This window comes from Marichromatium bheemlicum, assembly GCF_012276755.1.
Classification (GTDB): domain Bacteria; phylum Pseudomonadota; class Gammaproteobacteria; order Chromatiales; family Chromatiaceae; genus Marichromatium; species Marichromatium bheemlicum.
In genome coordinates, this window is record NZ_JAAXKX010000011.1 from 25,350 (window position 1) to 41,419 (window position 16,070).

Below are 16,070 nucleotides of genomic sequence, written 5' to 3' on the forward strand. Positions count from 1 at the left end.
AGCAACGATGAAACGCAGTCTGCAGCGCGCACGCCAGCACCTCTATGCCTGGCAGACCCGCCACCGCAACCGGCGCAGCCTCGCCGCCCTCGAGGCCCACCTCGCAGGTCGCGACCCGGCGCTACTGGTCCACCAGATGGGACGTGCCGGCTCGATGACCACGGTCAACACCCTACGGGCTGCCGGACTGGGCATGCCGGTGTTCCACACCCACTGGCTCAATCCGGTCAACATCCGCAAGCGTCTCGACCGCTTCGCCGGCGCCCCCGAGCGGCGCCTGCCGCTGAACGTGCGCATGGCCCGACGCATCGGCCAGGAGTTGCAGCAGCACGGCCCACACCACCGTCCCTGGCATCTGGTGAGCGTCTTCCGCGAGCCGGTGGCACGCAACCTCTCGGTCTATTTCCTCAGTATCGAGGACTTCATCCCCGATTTCTTCGACCGCCACGCCCGGGGCGCGCTCGGCGACGCCGAGATCCTCGAGACCTTCCTCGAGCGCTTCCCGCACGACCAGCCGGTATGCTGGTTCGACGAGGAGATCCGCGACACCTTCGGTATCGACGTCTACGCCCAGCCCTTTCCGATCGCGCGCGGCTATCAGATCATCCGCCAATCCGATATCGCCGTACTGCTGATCAAGGTCGAGCGCCTCAACGATTGCTATGCCGCCGCCTTCGCCGAGTTCCTCGGGGTCGACGTGCCCCGGCTCGAACAGACCCATGTCACCGAGGAGGATCCGGCCTACTCGATGTACAAGGACTTCATCGCCAACGTCCAGCTCCCAACGGACTATCTCGATCGTCTTTACGACACCCGCTTCGCGCGTCACTTCTACGGCGAGACCGAGATCGCCCGGCTCCGACACCAGTGGGGAGGTGGCCATGCCTGACACCGCACCGGTACGGCAACCGTCCCGTCACCGGCCACGGGCACACTGGCGTCGACATAGACCACCGGCACGGCAATCGCGGTGAGCACCCAACAGAGCCGGCACTATCCGTCACACCCGGCGCTCGAGATACTGATCTGCACCCATCAGCGCGCTCGGCTATTGACGCGCGCGCTCGACTCGCTGGAGACGGCGGCGCGCCCGGCGGACTGTCCACTCGGCGTCTTCGTGGTCGCCAACGCCTGCAGCGACGAGACGCCCCAAGTGCTCGCCGCGCGCGCCGCCACTCCCGACACCGCGCGGTTGCCGCTGCGCTGGATCGTCGACCCGGTGCCGGGCAAGAGCCACGCGCTCAATCTCGCCCTGCCGCAGGCGCGCGCCCCGCTGATCGCCTTCGTCGACGACGATCACCGGCTCGATCCAGGCTATCTGCTCGCCCTGGTCGAGGCCGCCCGCGCCCACCCCGAGGCCGAACTCTTCTGTGGTCGCATCCTCCCCGACTGGGACGGCAGCGAACCGGCTTGGGTCCACGACCAGGGGCCCTACCGCATCTATCCGCTGCCGGTACCACGCTTCGACCTCGGCGCCGCGCCCCACCCGGTGGTCCCTGGCAGCGCCACCCCGGGCGGTGGCAACCTCGCCATCCGCCAGGGCCTGTTCGAGCGCATCGGACCCTTCCGCCTCGAACTCGGCCCCCACGGCCACGACCTCGGCGGCGCCGAGGACATCGAGTGGGTCAAGCGTGCCGTGACCGATGGCGCGCCACTGCACTATGTCCCCGGGATGTGTCAGTACCACTATGTCGAGGCCAACCGGCTGACCCTCGGCTATGTGTTGCGCAAGGCCTATGAGCGCTCGGCCTCGACACTGCGCATCAGCCCCGCCGCCGGTCAACGACGCTGGCCGCCGCGTTACATGCTACGCAAGGTCCTCGGCTACGGCCTGCGCGCGCTGTTCGCGCTCGGTTGGCCGGCACGACGCTTCTATCTCACCCGACTCGCCGCCGCGCTCGGCGAGCTCAAGGGCTTCACCCAGCGCAGGCGTGGAGCCGGATCGACATCACCGTCAGGGAGTGACCCGGATGCACCCGCTCGCTAAGCTCGCCAAGCTGCGCGATCCCGAGATCCGCGCCAAGAACCGGCGCGCGCTGTGGCTCGGGGCGCGTGGCCGCTGGTGGGACCTGACCCGCCCCCGGATGCCCGACCCGGTGTTCCTGGTCGGTTGCTCGCGCTCCGGCACCACCGTGACCTACGAGACCCTGGCCGCCGCGCCGCAGCTGCTGAGCCTCGGCTACGAGGTGCCGCGACTGTGGAACGGGTGCTACGGCCCGCTCAACAACGGCTGGACCTCGGAGGCCGCCGGCCGTGCCGACGCCCGCCCCGAACACCGTGCCGCCGCGCTGCGCTTCTTCTACCAGCACCTGGGAGGCGGCTGGGTGCTCGACAAGACCTGCATCAACACCCTGCGCCTGCCCTATCTCCACGCCCTCTTTCCCGAGGCGCGCTTCGTCTTCATCCATCGCGACGGGCGCGACAACATCAGCTCGATGATCGACGGCTGGCGCCAGGGCCGCACCGATGGGGGCTTCGGGCTCGAGCCGTTCTTCGGCCCATCCCCCGAGCCGGTGGCGATCAACGACGGCGAGTTCACCCAGTGGCACTTCTTCCTGCCCCCGGGCTGGCGCGACTACAACCACGCCAGCCTCGAGGAGGTCTGCGCCTACCAGTGGCTCACCGCCAACCGCATGGCGCTCGACGCCGCCGCCGAGATCCCTGCCGAGCAATGGATCCAGATCCGTTATGAGGACCTGGTGGCACGACCGGAAGCGGTCTTCGCCGAGGTCTTCGCGCGACTCGGCATCCCCTTCGACGAACCGCTGCGCGCGCACTGCCGCGCCCTCGACCAGCGCCCCACCAGCATCGTCTCCGGCCCGCCCCAGCGGGCCAAGTGGCGCACCCGCAACCCCGAGGCGATCGCGCGCATCCTGCCGCGCATCGGCCCGCTGATGGAGGAACTCGGCTATGACTGCGACGCCTGAGACCCCGCGGGTGAGCGCAGTGATCCCGGCCTACGACGCCGCCGCGCACATCGTCGGCGCGGTCGAGAGCGTGCTCGCCCAGACCCTCGCCGGGGTCGAGGTGGTGGTGATCGACGACGGCAGCCGCGACGCCACCGCCGAGCGGCTCGTCGGGTTCGGCGAGCGCATCCGGGTGATCCGCCAGCCCAACGGCGGCCTGTCGAACGCCCGCAACCGCGGCATCGCCGAGGCCCGAGGTACCTTCGTCGCCTTTCTCGACGCCGACGACCGCTGGCACCCCGACAAGCTCGCCCGCCAGCTCGCGCGGCTCGAGTCCGACCCCACGCTCGGCTTCTGCTCCACCCGCACCCGGGTCGAGGACCCGGCGGGCAGGCTGCTCAACCACTGGGACTGTCCCGGTGACGGGGACGCCCTGCTCGAGACCCTGTTCCTGCGCAACGGCGCCGTCCCCGGCAGCGGCTCGGGGGTGATGGTCAGGCGCGACCTGTTCGCCCGGGTCGGCGGCTTCGACGAGACCCTGCGCAGCCTCGAGGACATCGACATGTGGATGCGCCTGGCCGCGGTCAGCGGCTATGCCTGCATCGACGAGCCCCTGACCCTGGTGGTCAAGCACCCCGGGAGCATGAGCCGCAACCTCGAGGTGATGCGCGCGGCTGCACTGCGGGTGATGCGCAAGAACCGTCATCTGCTCCCCGCCGCAGCCCGTAATCGACTGTGGCGTGCCGGTTATGCCGGCGTGCTCGCCGATTACGCCAAGTGGGAGTACCGCACCGGGCGCCGCGGCCGGGCTATGCTGCACCTCGCCCAGGGGCTGGCGCTGGCGCCGCTGAGCCGGGGCCGGATGCTGCTCGGGCTACTCGCCGCGATGGGTGCGGGACGGGCGCTTTGACCGCAACGCTCGCGCAACTCATCGTCACCGTTCACGGCGCAGCCCTACTCACGGCGCTGGCCTTCACCCTGGCGCTCACCCTCAAGTCGATACGCGACTACACCACCGCCGGTCCGGTGCTGCCGACCGAGGTGTTACAGCGCTTCCAAGGCTATGCTGTCTGGGCGCTGCTCCGGCTGGCCGGCTGGGCGCTCGTGGTCGCTGGCTACTGGGCGTTGGCCGGGGCACTGTGGTGGCAGGGGATCGCCCCCCTGCTCGGTCACCAACCGGGGGGGCTCGGCGGGGCGCTCGCCGCCGCCCTGGCGATCACCGGCGCCACCCTGTGGCGCTTCATCCACGCCCTGCTGTACAACCCTGGGCTGATCGTCGCGTCCTCGCACTATCGCATCAGCCGCCTCTATCCACTGTGGGCGCGGCTCAGCCCGGCGCGGTTGCAGCGCATCGAGTGGGGACTACTCGTCGCCGGGCTGGTACCGATGCTGTTCGGGGCGCTGGCCCCGGCGCGCACCGGCGACCGGGCCGGGAGCCTGCTGCTGCTCGCCACCCTGGCGCTGTTGCTGATCATCGCCGCGCTCGCCGCTCACCGGCCACACGCCCCGGCACGCCCGGGGCGCGCCGGCAGCCGCGAGCGCCCCAACCTGCTGTTGATCGGCTGCGACACCCTGCGCGCCGACTGGCTCGGCTGCGCCGGACACCCGCGGGGTCTGACCCCCAACATCGACGCGCTCGCCGCCGCCGGCACCCAGTTCGCGCACTGCTACGTGCCCTGCGGGCGGACCGCACCGAGCCTGATCTCGCTGCTCACCGGCACCTGGCCACAGACTCACGGGATCCGCGACAACTTCGTCGCCGACGCCGCCACCCGGCTACGGGTGGCGAGCCTACCGCGGTTGCTCGGCGCGGCGGGTTATCGCAGCGAGGCGATCAGCGACTGGTGTGGCGCCGATCTCGGCAAGTTCGACTTCGGTTTCGATCGGCTCGATCTGCCCGAGGACTCCTGGAACCTGCGCTATCTGCTGCGCCAGGGCCCCAAGGACCTGCGACTCTTCCTCTCGCTGTTCCTCCACAACCGGCTCGGCAAGCGGCTGCTGCCCGAGGTCTACTATCTCGGCGGGATCCCCTCGACCGACGCGCTCGGCACCGAGGTGCGCACCCGACTCAGCCGGCTGGCCGAGGACGAACGCCCCTTCCTGCTCAACGCCTTCTTCTCCACCACCCACCCGCCCTTCGCCTGCGAACACCCCTACTACGCCCGCTACGCCGAGCCCGACTACAGTGGGCCGTCGAAGTTCGCGATGGCGCGCCTCACCGACCCCTTCGAGATCATCCGCCGTCAGGGCGAGCCGAGACGCGAGTTCGACCTCGACCAGATCCTCAGGCTCTACGACGGCTGCGTGAAGCGCTTCGACGACGAGGTCGGCGCCATCCTCGAACACCTAGAGCACTGTGGTCTCGCCGATCGCACCCTGGTGGTGATCTACAGCGACCACGGCATGGAGTTCTTCGAGCACGACACCTGGGGCCAGGGCAACAGCGTGCTGAGCGACCACAGCGCGCGCATCCCGCTGATCGTGCGCGACCCGCTCGAGCGCGGCGGACACCGCGTCGAGGGGATCGTGCGCAGCGTCGACCTCGCCCCCACCCTGCTCGCGCGCTGCGGGCTGCGCCCGCCGCCGACGATGGACGGGGTCTCACTCGCCGTCTGTCTCGGCGGCGCGCCCGCACCCGCGCTCACCGCCTACACCGAGAGCGGGATCTGGCTGACCGACCTGCCGGGGATGCCCGAGGGCCATCTGCGCTACCCCGATCTACTGGGCCTGCTCGACGTACCCGATCATCGCAGCGGCACCCTCGCCATCCGTCCCGAGTACGCCGAGCTGGTGGTCCGCGCCAAGGATCGGATGGTGCGCGAGGGGTGCTGGAAGCTGACCTATCAACCGCTGACCACGGGTGCGATCTGGCAGCTGTTCGACCTCAGACACGATCCCGACTGTCGTCACGACCTCGCCGCCATCCACCCCGAGATCGTCACCCGGCTGCGCGCCCGACTCGTCTCGCAGCTCGAACCCGGGCTCAGTGTCTGACCACCCGGGCGGCCACCGACCAACGTCCCGCGACATAGTCCTCCATGCGCGATACGTGCAGCGGCTGCGGCCGCTGCAACCACAGCCGCAGCCGCCGCACCCCGACCCTGAAGCCCAGGCGCTGGACCATGCGCATCATCAGTCCGATGACCCGATCGGCCAACCGCGCCCGCGCCTGGCCACGATAGAGCGCCCTGAACACGAGCCCAGGCACGTCGGCCAACCGCAACAGCGCCTCGCGCAGCCCCCAATAACGGGCACGCCACGAGGTCCCATCGAGCGCAGCAAACAGACCCGGAAAGCGGATCTGCAACAACACTTGACCGACCCCGATGCGATAGCGCTGGCGCAACAGTGCACGCAGGCTCGGCTCGCCCGGCTCACCGACCCGCGCCCGCGGGTTGAAGGCGATGTGATAGTCGGTCAACAACAGCATCCGATAGCAGATCTCGACATCGGCGGCCTTGATGAACGACTCCTCGAAGGGGCCGATGCGCTCGAACAGCGCGCGCCGGAAGGAGGCATTGGCGCCATCGGCATAGGGCATGAAGGGGGCACGGATCCGTCCGGCGGCGGCGAGCGGCGACATGTAGCCGTTGCGAGCCTGATAGCGCAGCGCCACCCCGTCGGCATCGCCGAGTTGGACGATCTCACCGGCCACGCAACCGACGGCGGGATCGGCAAAGCTCTCCACTACCTCCGCGATCCACTGCGGCTCGGGGCGGCAGGAGATATCGGTGGTGCAGATGATCTCACCACGCGCCGCTGCAAGCCCCGTGTTCAACGCCCGTGAGCGCCCGCGCTCGGCCCGCACCAGACAACGCACCCCCAACGCCGCGAGCGCCTCCGGGGTACCGTCGCTCGAGCCGTTATCGACCACCAAGATCTCGAAGCACGTCGACGGATAACGCTGCGCCCTGAGCGCGGCGATACAACCGTCGACCTCGTCGACACCGTCGAGCACCGGGATGATGACCGAAACAAAGGGGTGTTCTGCCGATGATGCCTCAGCGCTCATCGCTTGCCTCCCTGTCGCCGCCCGGACAGGCGCAACCACAGTCGTGAACCGAAATAACGCGCCTCATCGCGCATCGTCCAGCGATTGGTCCCGAACATCACCTTTCTCCGAAAGGTATGCAGACCATCGCGACCATCGATGTCGATCCGACGCAGCGCAAAGGGATCGACACCGTCGACATTGAAACCCGAGCGTGTCGAGCAGGCACCGAGATAGCCCACCGCACGGGCCTGTGCGATGACCCGCGCATCGCAGTCGCCATAGGGGTAGGCCAACAGCTCGACCGGACGCCCCAGGACCTCGGCCAGACGGGCACGACTGTGCTGCAGCTCCGCCTCCAGCGCGGCGTCGCCCAGCCCGCTCAGCCGCACATGGCTGAGCGCATGGCTCCCGATCTCGACCCCGCGCGCCTGCAGCGCGCGCAACCCGGACGCATCGAGCAACGCGGCACCACCGCCTTGCCAGTCGTCACGCCCGCCGAGACGGCCGGCGACGGCGAACAGGGTTGCCGGGATGGCATGCCGCTCGAGCGCCGGTAGCGCCGCCTCGATGACACCGGCATACCCATCGTCGAAGCTCACCGCGACCGCGCCCGCGGCGATGTCGGCCTCACCACGCGCGGCCCGAGCGACATCGGCCACTGACACCAGCGCGACACCGCTGGCGCGCAACCACGCCATCTGACGCGCGAAGGTCGCGGCGTGACAGACGAAGCGCCCGGCCGGTCGCGCCACCTCGACTTGGTGATACATCAGGATCGCGACTCGCTTCATCGGCCGATCCAGGGCGCCAGGTCGATGACATAGAGCTGGCGGCTACCGTGATGGACCGAGTCGATGCACACCTGGCGGCCATCACGACTCCAGCGCGGGTGCAGGTCGCAGCGCAACTCCCCCCACCACTGCGCCTTCGGCGAATACAGCCGGGCGAGGTCGCGCCGTGCTCCGGTGGTCGCGTCCAGCAACATCAAGGTACGCATCTGATGCCGATCCGGATAGGTGTCGTTGATCACCCAGCGCAGGTCCGGAGAGAACGAACAGTGTCCGTCCTCGTGCACCGTGTCCACGGCAAAGGGCTCGGGCGCGGCGGCGCGATGATCGATGCGCTGGAAACAAGGCGCCTGCCCCGGGCCGCGGTTGGCCCAGACCAACAACACCTCGTCGTCGCGCCAATCGTAGTGGGAGATGAAGCCGGTATCGAGCAGACAACGCAGCCCGCTGCCATCCGGACGACAGCTATACAGACGCACCTCCCAGCCCTGACCGTCGCGGTGCCAGACGTGGAAGAAGGCCAGGCGTGCCCCACCACGCGAGGGCTGGATATGGTTGACATAGTGCCAGGCATCGCGCATCGATGGCTTGGGGTCGCGTGCTGCGAGCTGCGCCAGCGACACCACCAGCTGCGCCTCGCCAGTCTCGAGATCGAGGTGCCAGAGACCGTCGTCGGCCGGTGCCCGCTCGCGGGCATAGGGATCCTCGAGCCCGGCATAGCCGTAGCCGGGACGATGCACCGCCAGCCGCGCGAAGTTGAGGCTGAACCCCTGGCGGCCATCGGCGAGCACGGCATAGAGCGGGTGTCGATAACAACACCGCTCGCCGCACTCGAGATCGTGTACGACGGCAACGAACCTGCCGTCGCGACGGTCGTTGTAGATCACCTGGGAGCGCGGGCACTGCGGATGCCACTGCAACATCGCCCCCTGCTGCCAGTTCCAGGCGCGGGTCTGCGCAAAGGTCCGCGCCACACCGCGCTCGACGTCGATCTGCACCAGCTCGAGCACGTCCTCGGCGCTCGGGGCACGATCGTTGAATGCCGCGCGGTGCGCCAGCAACACCTCCCCGGTGGAGTTCCAGGGTGATTTGTCGTAATAGCCGAAGAAGTGGTGGCCGGGCGTCTCGGTCACCGCCCGCAGGTGGGAGCGCGCATCCCCGAGATGGAGCCAGCGATAGAGCGCCGGATAGCGACAGCGGGCGACCTCCTCGACCCAGCACTCGAGACGATTGCGTAGCCGCCAGGGCAGCAACCGGGTATCACGCAGCTGCCGATAGGGTGTCATCATCGATCCCTCGCCCCGACCAACCACTGAAACACCGGGGCCGGCAGCCAGGCCGGCAACAGATATTTCAGGTCGCCGCCCCCCCAGGCCCGGGTGAACAGCGCCCGGCGGAAGATCCGCTGCGCCGAGACCAGATCACGACGCCAGAAATTGTCGTAGCCGCGGCGCAGCAACCCACCATCGATCAGCGCGCGCCGCTCGGCACGTGAGAGGTGCGCGACCGCCTGAGGCGCGCGCCGCACGAAGCCTCGCTTGACCAGCCAGCTGTTGCGCGCCTGGCGCCACTGCTGGGCGGTGATCTGCCCCCCGTCATGATGGCGGTAGAAGGCCATGACCTCGGGCACGCGAACGATCCGCTGGGACACGCCGAGACGCAGCCAGAGGTCGTAGTCCATGCAGGTCGGCAGGTCGAGCCGGAATCCGCCGGCGGCGACGAGGGGGGCACGCCGCACCAACGCGGCATGGATCGGCCAGGGCGCGGCACCGCGTAGGAAACGCGCGGCCTTGTCCTCGGCCTCGTAGTCGGGGGGCACGAAGGGCTCGCCCCGGCGCCCCGGCAACCCCACGCTTTGCCAGCCGCAATAGGCCAACACACAGCTCGGACAGGCTGCCAGCGCCGTCTGCAACCGTTCCAGACAGTCCTCGCGCCACCAATCATCAGCGTCGAGGAAGGCGACATAGGCGCCACGCGCCGCCTGCAAACCATGGTTACGGGCGACATAGGGTCCCTGGTTGCGCTGGGTGAGCAGCCGCAACCGCTCGCCATAACCGCGCAGGATCTCGATCGAGCCGTCGCTCGAACCGTCGTCGACCACGATCAGCTCGACCTGTCGATAGCCCTGCCCGAGCACGCTATCGACCGCCGCGGCGACGAAACGCTCGGCGTTGTAACAAGGCATGATCACCGAGATCAACTCGGGCTCGGCGGCGACAGTCTCGCTCATGGTGGATGCTTCCGTATTGATCGTCACGGGTCTCGACCGCTATGTCCGTCCGTCACCACGCCGGCCCGAGGCGGCGAGTTCGTCACGGATCACCTCCAGCCAACCAGTGCCGAAGCGCTGGTCGGGCTCGACATGGTTGCCCTCGGCCCATTCGTTCCAGGCCTTGAGGAAGACGATGCGCGCCTCGGGCGGGTGCTCGGCGACCCGCGCGATGGCCTCGCGCAGGTGTGGGCGAAAGCGCTCCGGGGTCGCCCCGTGGAGTACCAGGCCGCGCATCCCCGAGCGCGGCGTGTTGTCCCAGTTGGGCAGCACCAGCGGGTAGTCGCGCCAGGGCACCGGACGGCTGCGCAACAGGCTCGGGCGCATCTCCTCGTAGTCCCAGATGGTCAGTTGGTGGCGGTTGCCGCGCAGCGCCAGACGCAGCTTGAGCCCGAGATAGCGCCGCGGGATGCGCCCGTCGCGCTGCGGCAGCACCTGCATGCTCGAGGCGTCGAGCCCGCGCTCGCGCGGGTCCCAACGCTCACTGCGGTGCGACACCCCGATCAGGTGCAGCCCGGGTAGCCCGGCGCGCTCGGCGCGCTGGCGCCAGAAGGCGATCACTGCGGCGACGTCCGGGATCAGATCGGGCTTGTAGATGACGAAGATCGGCTTGCCCTCGACCTTGAGATAGCGCGGATCGGTGAAGGCGCGCAACAGCCAGTCGAAGTGCGCGGCATGGTCGTCCCAGCCGGGATAGACCTGCTCGATCAGGGTCTCATCGGTACCCTGCCAGGCGGTGTTCCAACTGTGGTTGGCCCAACACAGACAGAAGGGGAAGTCGGGCTCGCCAGAGGCGAGGATGGCCTCGACCGGACGCTCGAGGATACGCCGCCCACCGAACCAGTAGTGGTAGTAGCAAAAGCCCTCGATGCCGTAGGCGCGGGCCAGATCGGCCTGGGCCTGGCGCGCCTCGGGCAGGCGCAGGTCGTAGAAACCGAGATCGGCGGGCACGTGCGGCTGGTAGTGTCCGGGGTAGAGCCGCTCGGCGCGGGCGACATTGGTCCACTCGGTAAAACCCTTGCCCCACCAGGCATCATTCTCCGGGGTCGGGTGGAATTGGGGCAGGTGGAAGGCGATCAATCGGGTTCGCATCAGCCCTCGTCCTCACCGTCGTCGAGTGCCCGCCCCCACAGCCAACCGGCAGCAGGCACCACCAGCGCCTCCGCCTCGACCCGCGCGCCCTGATCATCGTCCCAACGCAACGCCGACGGCGGGCGCAGCCAGTGCAGGCGGCAGGGCGCTGCGGTAGGGTTGACGACGATCAGCTCCTCACTCCCTCCGCATGACAGGTTGGCGATCCACAACCGTTCGTCAGCGGCCACCGGGGTCGGACGACGCGCCTCCCAGGCAAGGGCCTCGGTATTGGCGCCGAGCAAGGCTGGCGGCAGCCCGAGACCGGCGCGCTGACAACTGAGCATCGCCTCGGCCAGCCAGCGCCGCAGTCGTGCATCGGGTTGCTGCAGACAGCGGTGCCACAGCGCCTCGACCCAGAAGCCGAGCGCATGGCGACGCTGGGTGCTGTGCTCCCAGAAGGCGCAGAGCGCGCCGGTGCGCAGATAATCGCAACCGGCCTCGATGGCCGCGTCCACGACCGCCGCCGGGTCATGGCGACGATAGCGGACCAGATCCCAGAGATTGACCGCCTGATAGACGTGGCTGACCCCTGCACGCCCGATGTGACGCTCGATATAGCCATTGGGCATGAGCAGCCGCGGATAACGATTCCGCAACCGGTGCAGCCGTGGGATCAACCACTTCCAGGTCAGTCGCTTGAGCGCGCGCAGCGGCAGCGGCAGCGCCCGGGCCTGGTGCTCGGGCAACAGGGTCAGATCGACCAGGCGATAGATGAGCCCATAGAGCGCGGTGAGCGGCCGGCGGGCCAACAGCGCGCGCAGCGCCTGGCGCGCCCCCTCGAGGGTGGTCTCGTGGGCTCGGCCGCACCAGCGCTGGCAGCGGGTCAGCGTGATCAGGGCATCGACATGGGTGTTGAGCACCAGCATGTTGGTCGGCGACTTGCCGAAGGCCCGCCCCGGCACCCAGGCGAAGGGGGCGGCATCCATCCCTGCGGCTGACAGCTCCAGCGAATCGTGCAGCAGCCAGGTCCCCAGCGCGGTGCGATCGCTCAGGCCGACGGCGAATTGGGCCGCCCGACACAGCGCCGCGACCAACTGCGGATCATCGCGACGTTCGAGTTCGGTCGCCAACAGCTGCATCCCACCGCAGTGCAACCGCATGTGCGCCTCCATCTCGGCACTCCACTCACCGTGATACCAGCCCCCATCGGCGCCCTGGCGCTCGAGCAGTGCGCGGACCAGCTGTTGCCGGAACCAGGGATAGAAGGGATTGTCGGTGGCCAGCTCGAGACCGGCGAGGATCAGATAGAGGGCATAGGCCTCGAGTTCGTCGGGGATCTTCCAGCCACGAGGCCAAGAGAACAGATTGCAATAGCACCAGCCATGGATCAGGTTGCGATAGAGATCGGCGGGGGCGCGATAGCTGGTGTGCGAGCCATAGAGGAAGCGCGGTTGCCGCTCGATCGGGAGCGGCCGGGTCAGTGCTGCGCGCAACCGCGCCCGCGCACCATCGAGACGCCAGAGCAGCAGATCGGCACAGTAGCCGGCCGGCACTCCCAACGACAGCCGCAGGCCCTCGCCATCGAGTGCGAACCCCTGCAACGCCAGTGTCGCCTCCTCGAGGATGCGTCCCTGGGCATCGAGCCGCCGCGCCATCGGCCACAGCGGCACCCAGTAATCGGCCGCCGCCGGGGTCGCGCCGCGCAGCACCCAGCCCCCGGCCTCACAGCGCTCGATCGCCTCCACCCCGGCAAGGTGCAGCTCCAATCGACGCGCCCCCGCCGCCGGTTCGAGGCGCAGGCTTGCACAACGTGCGAGATCGTCCTCAAAGGTATCGAGCAGCAGCGCTTGGCCTGCCTGCGGACAGGAACGCACCCGCCCCGGCTCGGCCGCGCTCGCCCCCACCAACAGTGCAGCCACATCGATCACGAGTGCCGCTTCAGCCATGTCCGACGTCGGTTGTGTCATGCTCACGCGCCTCGTTCATCGGTGCCAGCGACCTCGTCCGGGGCGAAGTCCGGCCAGGGCGGATTGACCCCAAACCGGCGGCGCAACCACGCGACATCCGCGGCAAAGTGCTCGGCCAAGACCGCCCGCACCTCGGGCGAGAGCGCGTCGGCGGCCACCGGGCGGATGTTGAGTTCGGTATGCGTCCAGAAGATCAGCTGGCTGAAGCGCGCCTGACTGATCACCCGCAGGCGGCGCAAGCGCCGCAACAGCGAGCGTGCCCAGCGATCCAACCCGGGCAGGATCTTGTCGCCGGTGACGTTGTAGCGCTGCTCCAGGTTCGGCGGCACGAACCCAGTGTCGGCGCCGACGAAGGCATAGAGCCCCTGGAGTACCGCCGCCGGATCGCGCTCCAGCTCCTCGGTGAAGACCACGCGAATCTGCTCGCTGGGGAAGTCCTCGAGATAGCCGCCCAGGATCCGCGCGTACTCGCCGAAGCGCACATAGTTGTGGTTCTCGTCCACGGTGTCCGAACGATCGGCGATATCCGCCGCCACCGCCGAGGCGAAGTCACGCGACTCACGACCGCGCATGCAGCTCATGCGGTAATGGGAATAGGCCCGATCGATGGGGTTACGGAGGATCGCGATCAGCCTCACCTGCGGCAGGGTGTCGCGGATCCGCCGCGAGGTCTGCGGATACATCATGTAGTGCGTCGAGGCCTCGCCCTTGATACAGGGCGCGGCGGCCGCAGCGAAGAAGGTCTGATACATCCAACCATAACCGCGTCGATAGCGTTGTGGATCGCTGAAGAACTCGAGTTCCTTACCACCGGGGACGAAGATCTCGGGGTGCTCGTCGAGATACCGCGCCAGCGAGGTAGTGGCCGACTTCTGGGCACCGATGATCAGGAAGTCCAGCGGATGGGTGACGGGGGTCGGGGGCGACGCATTCATGGACGAGGGCCTATTGCGCAGGTGCTGGGGTCGAGAACGCCGAGGCGGCCGAGGCGCTGGCAAGACATCACCCCCGCTCCTCGAACGACTGCTCGTTGACCACCCAGGCGGTCGGGAGGTGGAGGTTGCGCAACGGTGGACGATGCGCCTCATCGGCCGGTGGCGTGACCTGGAAGACGGCCAGCGTCTCACCGGCCAGCACCATGCGCCCGCTACCGTCGAAGACGGCGAGGCGAACGCAGTACGTACCAGCGACCATGGGGAAAGACGGGATCAGACAGTCGATCTCGTTGACCCCGAGGCGCAGCTGCGGCGGGTGCTCCAGGGTCGCGGTCGAACCAGCGGTCAGGTAGAAGAAATCGGTGGTATGGGTCCCGACCACGATCTCCGGGTCGGGTAGCGCCTGATTGAGCTCTAAGCGCACCCTGACACGCAGTGGGTCGCCACTGCGGACCTGATCGATCGCGACGCCAGCGGCGTCGACCAGACCGACCTCCAGCAGATCGATCTCGCCGGAGGAGCGGACCTTACCGTTGAGGCGCGCGGCATCGAGCTGATGGTCCTGGATCTTCTTGTTGCTCTGGGCGTAGAAGCGCTCGGCGACCTGCAGCGGTTCACCGTCGGCGACCACGCGGCCCTGATCGAGCATCATCACCCGGTCGCACATCCGCACCACCTGGCGGATGTTGTGACTCACCAGCAAGACGGTGTGCCCGCGATGCTTGATGAACGACTCCATGCGGTCGAAACACTTGCGCTGGAAGGCGAGATCGCCGACGGCGAGGACCTCGTCGACGATGAGGATCTCGGCCTCGACCGAGGTGGCGACCGCGAACGCCAGCTTGACCTTCATCCCCGAGCTGTAGCGCTTGACCGGGGTATCGATGAAGGGGGCCATCTCGGCGAATTCGACGATGTCGTCGAATTGACGATCGACCTCGCGGCGGGAGAGCCCGAGGATCGCACCGTTGAGATAGACGTTCTCGCGCCCGGTCAGCTCGGGGACGAACCCGGCCCCGACCTCGATCAGCGGCGCCACCCGACCGGCGATGCGGATCCGCCCCGCCGAGGGCGCGGTGATGTTGGAGATGAGCTTCAGCAGGGTGCTCTTGCCGGCACCATTGTGACCGATGATCCCCACCACCTCACCGGCCTCGATGGTGAAGGAGACATCGTCGAGGGCGCGAAACATCGGCGGTGGCGGCGCTCTGCGCCCGGCCAGACGACCGAGCTGATGGCGGATCGAGCCACCCAGCCCCTGGAGCTGACCGAGCCTAAATTCCTTGGTGAGGTGTTCGATCGTGATGATGCTCATGACTCAGATCACATCCGCGAAACGCGTCTCCGCAGCCTTGAAGAAGCGATAGGAGATCGGCAAGAGGACGACCGTCACCAGCATACCCGGCCACAGACTCGACAGGTCCGGTGACTGACCGTAGAGCATGGTCCGCTGAAACGCGTCGATGATGCCGGCCAGGGGATTGAGGGTATAGATGAAATACAGCATCTCGGAGAGCGAGCCTGCGGCCTGGTCCTCGAGCAACCGCGACTGCACCAGCGCCAGCGGATAGATCACCGGCGAGATATACATGGCGATCTGCAACAACACCGGAATGGCGACACCAACATCGCGGTAATAGACATTGATCGCCGAACCGACCAGGCTGAACACCAGCGACACGATCAAGGTATAGAAGATGATCAACGGCACCCACACCACCTGCCATGTCGGCGCGACCTGATAGAAGATCATCAGCCCGGCGAGGATGAAGAAACTAATGAACAATTCGGCAAGCTTGGTCAAGGTCGCGGTGATCGGAAAGATCTCGCGCGGGAAGTAGATCTTGCGGATCAGCGAGGCATTACCGACGACGCTGTTGACCCCCTCGGAGGCGGACTCCTGGAAGAAGATCCACGGCATCAGTGCGGCAAAGGCGAGGATCGGATAAGGCATGCCCCCGGTCTCGATACCCACGAAGGCCTTCACCACACTGAAGATCAACATCATCAACAAGGGCTTCAGCACCGCCCAAGACAACCCTAGATAGGCTTGCTTGTAGCGGACCAGGATATTCTTCCACGCCAGCGTCACCATCAGCTCGCGATAGGCCAGCAGCTCTCTCATCACCGCCATCGA

14 protein-coding genes are annotated in these 16,070 nt (G+C 67.8%); 5 read left to right on the forward strand and 9 right to left on the reverse strand.

Annotated elements, in window-relative coordinates:
• Window positions 1-7 precede the first annotated feature (7 nt).
• The 5 genes from HF203_RS09075 (at window position 8) to HF203_RS09095 (ending at window position 5,900) form a co-directional block, all read left to right on the forward strand.
• On the forward strand, window positions 8-889 hold the full coding sequence (locus HF203_RS09075; protein ID WP_168668865.1) for a putative capsular polysaccharide synthesis family protein: 882 nt from the start codon (window positions 8-10) through the stop codon (window positions 887-889).
• An 81-nt stretch (window positions 890-970) separates the two neighbouring features.
• Entirely contained in the window at window positions 971-1,987 is a 1,017-nt protein-coding gene (locus HF203_RS09080) for a glycosyltransferase (protein WP_168668867.1), read from the forward strand.
• Window positions 1,971-2,927, forward strand: a complete 957-nt coding sequence (locus HF203_RS09085; RefSeq protein WP_168668869.1) for a sulfotransferase family protein — start codon at window positions 1,971-1,973, stop codon at window positions 2,925-2,927. The genes HF203_RS09080 and HF203_RS09085 overlap by 17 nt, the downstream gene beginning before the upstream one ends.
• Window positions 2,911-3,816 (forward strand): glycosyltransferase family 2 protein, encoded by a 906-nt coding sequence (locus HF203_RS09090; protein WP_168668871.1) that lies wholly within the window; start codon window positions 2,911-2,913, stop codon window positions 3,814-3,816. Before HF203_RS09085 ends, HF203_RS09090 begins: the two co-directional genes overlap by 17 nt.
• Window positions 3,813-5,900, forward strand: coding sequence for a sulfatase family protein (locus tag HF203_RS09095; protein ID WP_168668873.1), 2,088 nt, complete (start codon window positions 3,813-3,815; stop codon window positions 5,898-5,900). The genes HF203_RS09090 and HF203_RS09095 overlap by 4 nt, the downstream gene beginning before the upstream one ends.
• Here HF203_RS09095 and HF203_RS09100 read toward each other — a convergent pair.
• The 9 genes from HF203_RS09100 to HF203_RS09140 all read right to left on the reverse strand — a co-directional run bounded on the left by HF203_RS09100 (window position 5,890) and on the right by HF203_RS09140 (window position 16,067).
• Window positions 5,890-6,918, reverse strand: coding sequence for a glycosyltransferase family 2 protein (locus HF203_RS09100; RefSeq protein WP_168668875.1), 1,029 nt, complete (start codon window positions 6,916-6,918; stop codon window positions 5,890-5,892). The genes HF203_RS09095 and HF203_RS09100 overlap by 11 nt on opposite strands.
• Complete coding sequence (locus tag HF203_RS09105) at window positions 6,915-7,691, reverse strand: polysaccharide deacetylase family protein (protein WP_168668877.1); 777 nt, start codon at window positions 7,689-7,691, stop codon at window positions 6,915-6,917. The genes HF203_RS09100 and HF203_RS09105 overlap by 4 nt, the downstream gene beginning before the upstream one ends.
• Window positions 7,688-8,977: a TolB-like translocation protein gene (locus HF203_RS09110; RefSeq protein ID WP_168668879.1), complete on the reverse strand. Its 1,290-nt coding sequence runs from the start codon at window positions 8,975-8,977 to the stop codon at window positions 7,688-7,690. Before HF203_RS09110 ends, HF203_RS09105 begins: the two co-directional genes overlap by 4 nt.
• Entirely contained in the window at window positions 8,974-9,918 is a 945-nt protein-coding gene (locus HF203_RS09115) for a glycosyltransferase (protein WP_210424715.1), read from the reverse strand. Before HF203_RS09115 ends, HF203_RS09110 begins: the two co-directional genes overlap by 4 nt.
• 39 nt (window positions 9,919-9,957) lie before the next feature.
• The gene (locus HF203_RS09120) at window positions 9,958-11,049 is read right to left on the reverse strand and encodes a glycosyltransferase WbsX family protein (protein WP_168668881.1); all 1,092 of its coding nucleotides are present in this window, start codon (window positions 11,047-11,049) and stop codon (window positions 9,958-9,960) included.
• On the reverse strand, window positions 11,049-12,998 hold the full coding sequence (locus tag HF203_RS09125) for a hypothetical protein (protein ID WP_168668883.1): 1,950 nt from the start codon (window positions 12,996-12,998) through the stop codon (window positions 11,049-11,051). The genes HF203_RS09120 and HF203_RS09125 overlap by 1 nt, the downstream gene beginning before the upstream one ends.
• Before the next feature lie 2 nt (window positions 12,999-13,000).
• Window positions 13,001-13,933 (reverse strand): sulfotransferase family protein, encoded by a 933-nt coding sequence (locus HF203_RS09130; protein WP_168668885.1) that lies wholly within the window; start codon window positions 13,931-13,933, stop codon window positions 13,001-13,003.
• A 67-nt stretch (window positions 13,934-14,000) separates the two neighbouring features.
• Window positions 14,001-15,248: an ABC transporter ATP-binding protein gene (locus HF203_RS09135; RefSeq protein ID WP_168668887.1), complete on the reverse strand. Its 1,248-nt coding sequence runs from the start codon at window positions 15,246-15,248 to the stop codon at window positions 14,001-14,003.
• A 3-nt stretch (window positions 15,249-15,251) separates the two neighbouring features.
• Window positions 15,252-16,067 (reverse strand): ABC transporter permease, encoded by an 816-nt coding sequence (locus tag HF203_RS09140; RefSeq protein WP_168668889.1) that lies wholly within the window; start codon window positions 16,065-16,067, stop codon window positions 15,252-15,254.
• Window positions 16,068-16,070 lie beyond the last annotated feature (3 nt).

Excerpts from the sequence above, each read along its gene's own strand:
- HF203_RS09075 (WP_168668865.1), top strand. The coding sequence starts at position 8 with ATGAAACGCAGTCTGCAGCGCGCACGCCAGCACCTCTATGCCTGGCAG.
- HF203_RS09085 (WP_168668869.1), top strand. The coding sequence starts at position 1,971 with ATGCACCCGCTCGCTAAGCTCGCCAAGCTGCGCGATCCCGAGATCCGC.
- HF203_RS09090 (WP_168668871.1), top strand. The coding sequence starts at position 2,911 with ATGACTGCGACGCCTGAGACCCCGCGGGTGAGCGCAGTGATCCCGGCC.
- HF203_RS09100 (WP_168668875.1), bottom strand. The coding sequence starts at position 6,918 with ATGAGCGCTGAGGCATCATCGGCAGAACACCCCTTTGTTTCGGTCATC.
- HF203_RS09105 (WP_168668877.1), bottom strand. The coding sequence starts at position 7,691 with ATGAAGCGAGTCGCGATCCTGATGTATCACCAAGTCGAGGTGGCGCGA.
- HF203_RS09110 (WP_168668879.1), bottom strand. The coding sequence starts at position 8,977 with ATGATGACACCCTATCGGCAGCTGCGTGATACCCGGTTGCTGCCCTGG.
- HF203_RS09115 (WP_210424715.1), bottom strand. The coding sequence starts at position 9,918 with ATGAGCGAGACTGTCGCCGCCGAGCCCGAGTTGATCTCGGTGATCATG.
- HF203_RS09120 (WP_168668881.1), bottom strand. The coding sequence starts at position 11,049 with ATGCGAACCCGATTGATCGCCTTCCACCTGCCCCAATTCCACCCGACC.
- HF203_RS09125 (WP_168668883.1), bottom strand. The coding sequence starts at position 12,998 with ATGACACAACCGACGTCGGACATGGCTGAAGCGGCACTCGTGATCGAT.
- HF203_RS09130 (WP_168668885.1), bottom strand. The coding sequence starts at position 13,933 with ATGAATGCGTCGCCCCCGACCCCCGTCACCCATCCGCTGGACTTCCTG.
- HF203_RS09135 (WP_168668887.1), bottom strand. The coding sequence starts at position 15,248 with ATGAGCATCATCACGATCGAACACCTCACCAAGGAATTTAGGCTCGGT.
- HF203_RS09140 (WP_168668889.1), bottom strand. The coding sequence starts at position 16,067 with ATGGCGGTGATGAGAGAGCTGCTGGCCTATCGCGAGCTGATGGTGACG.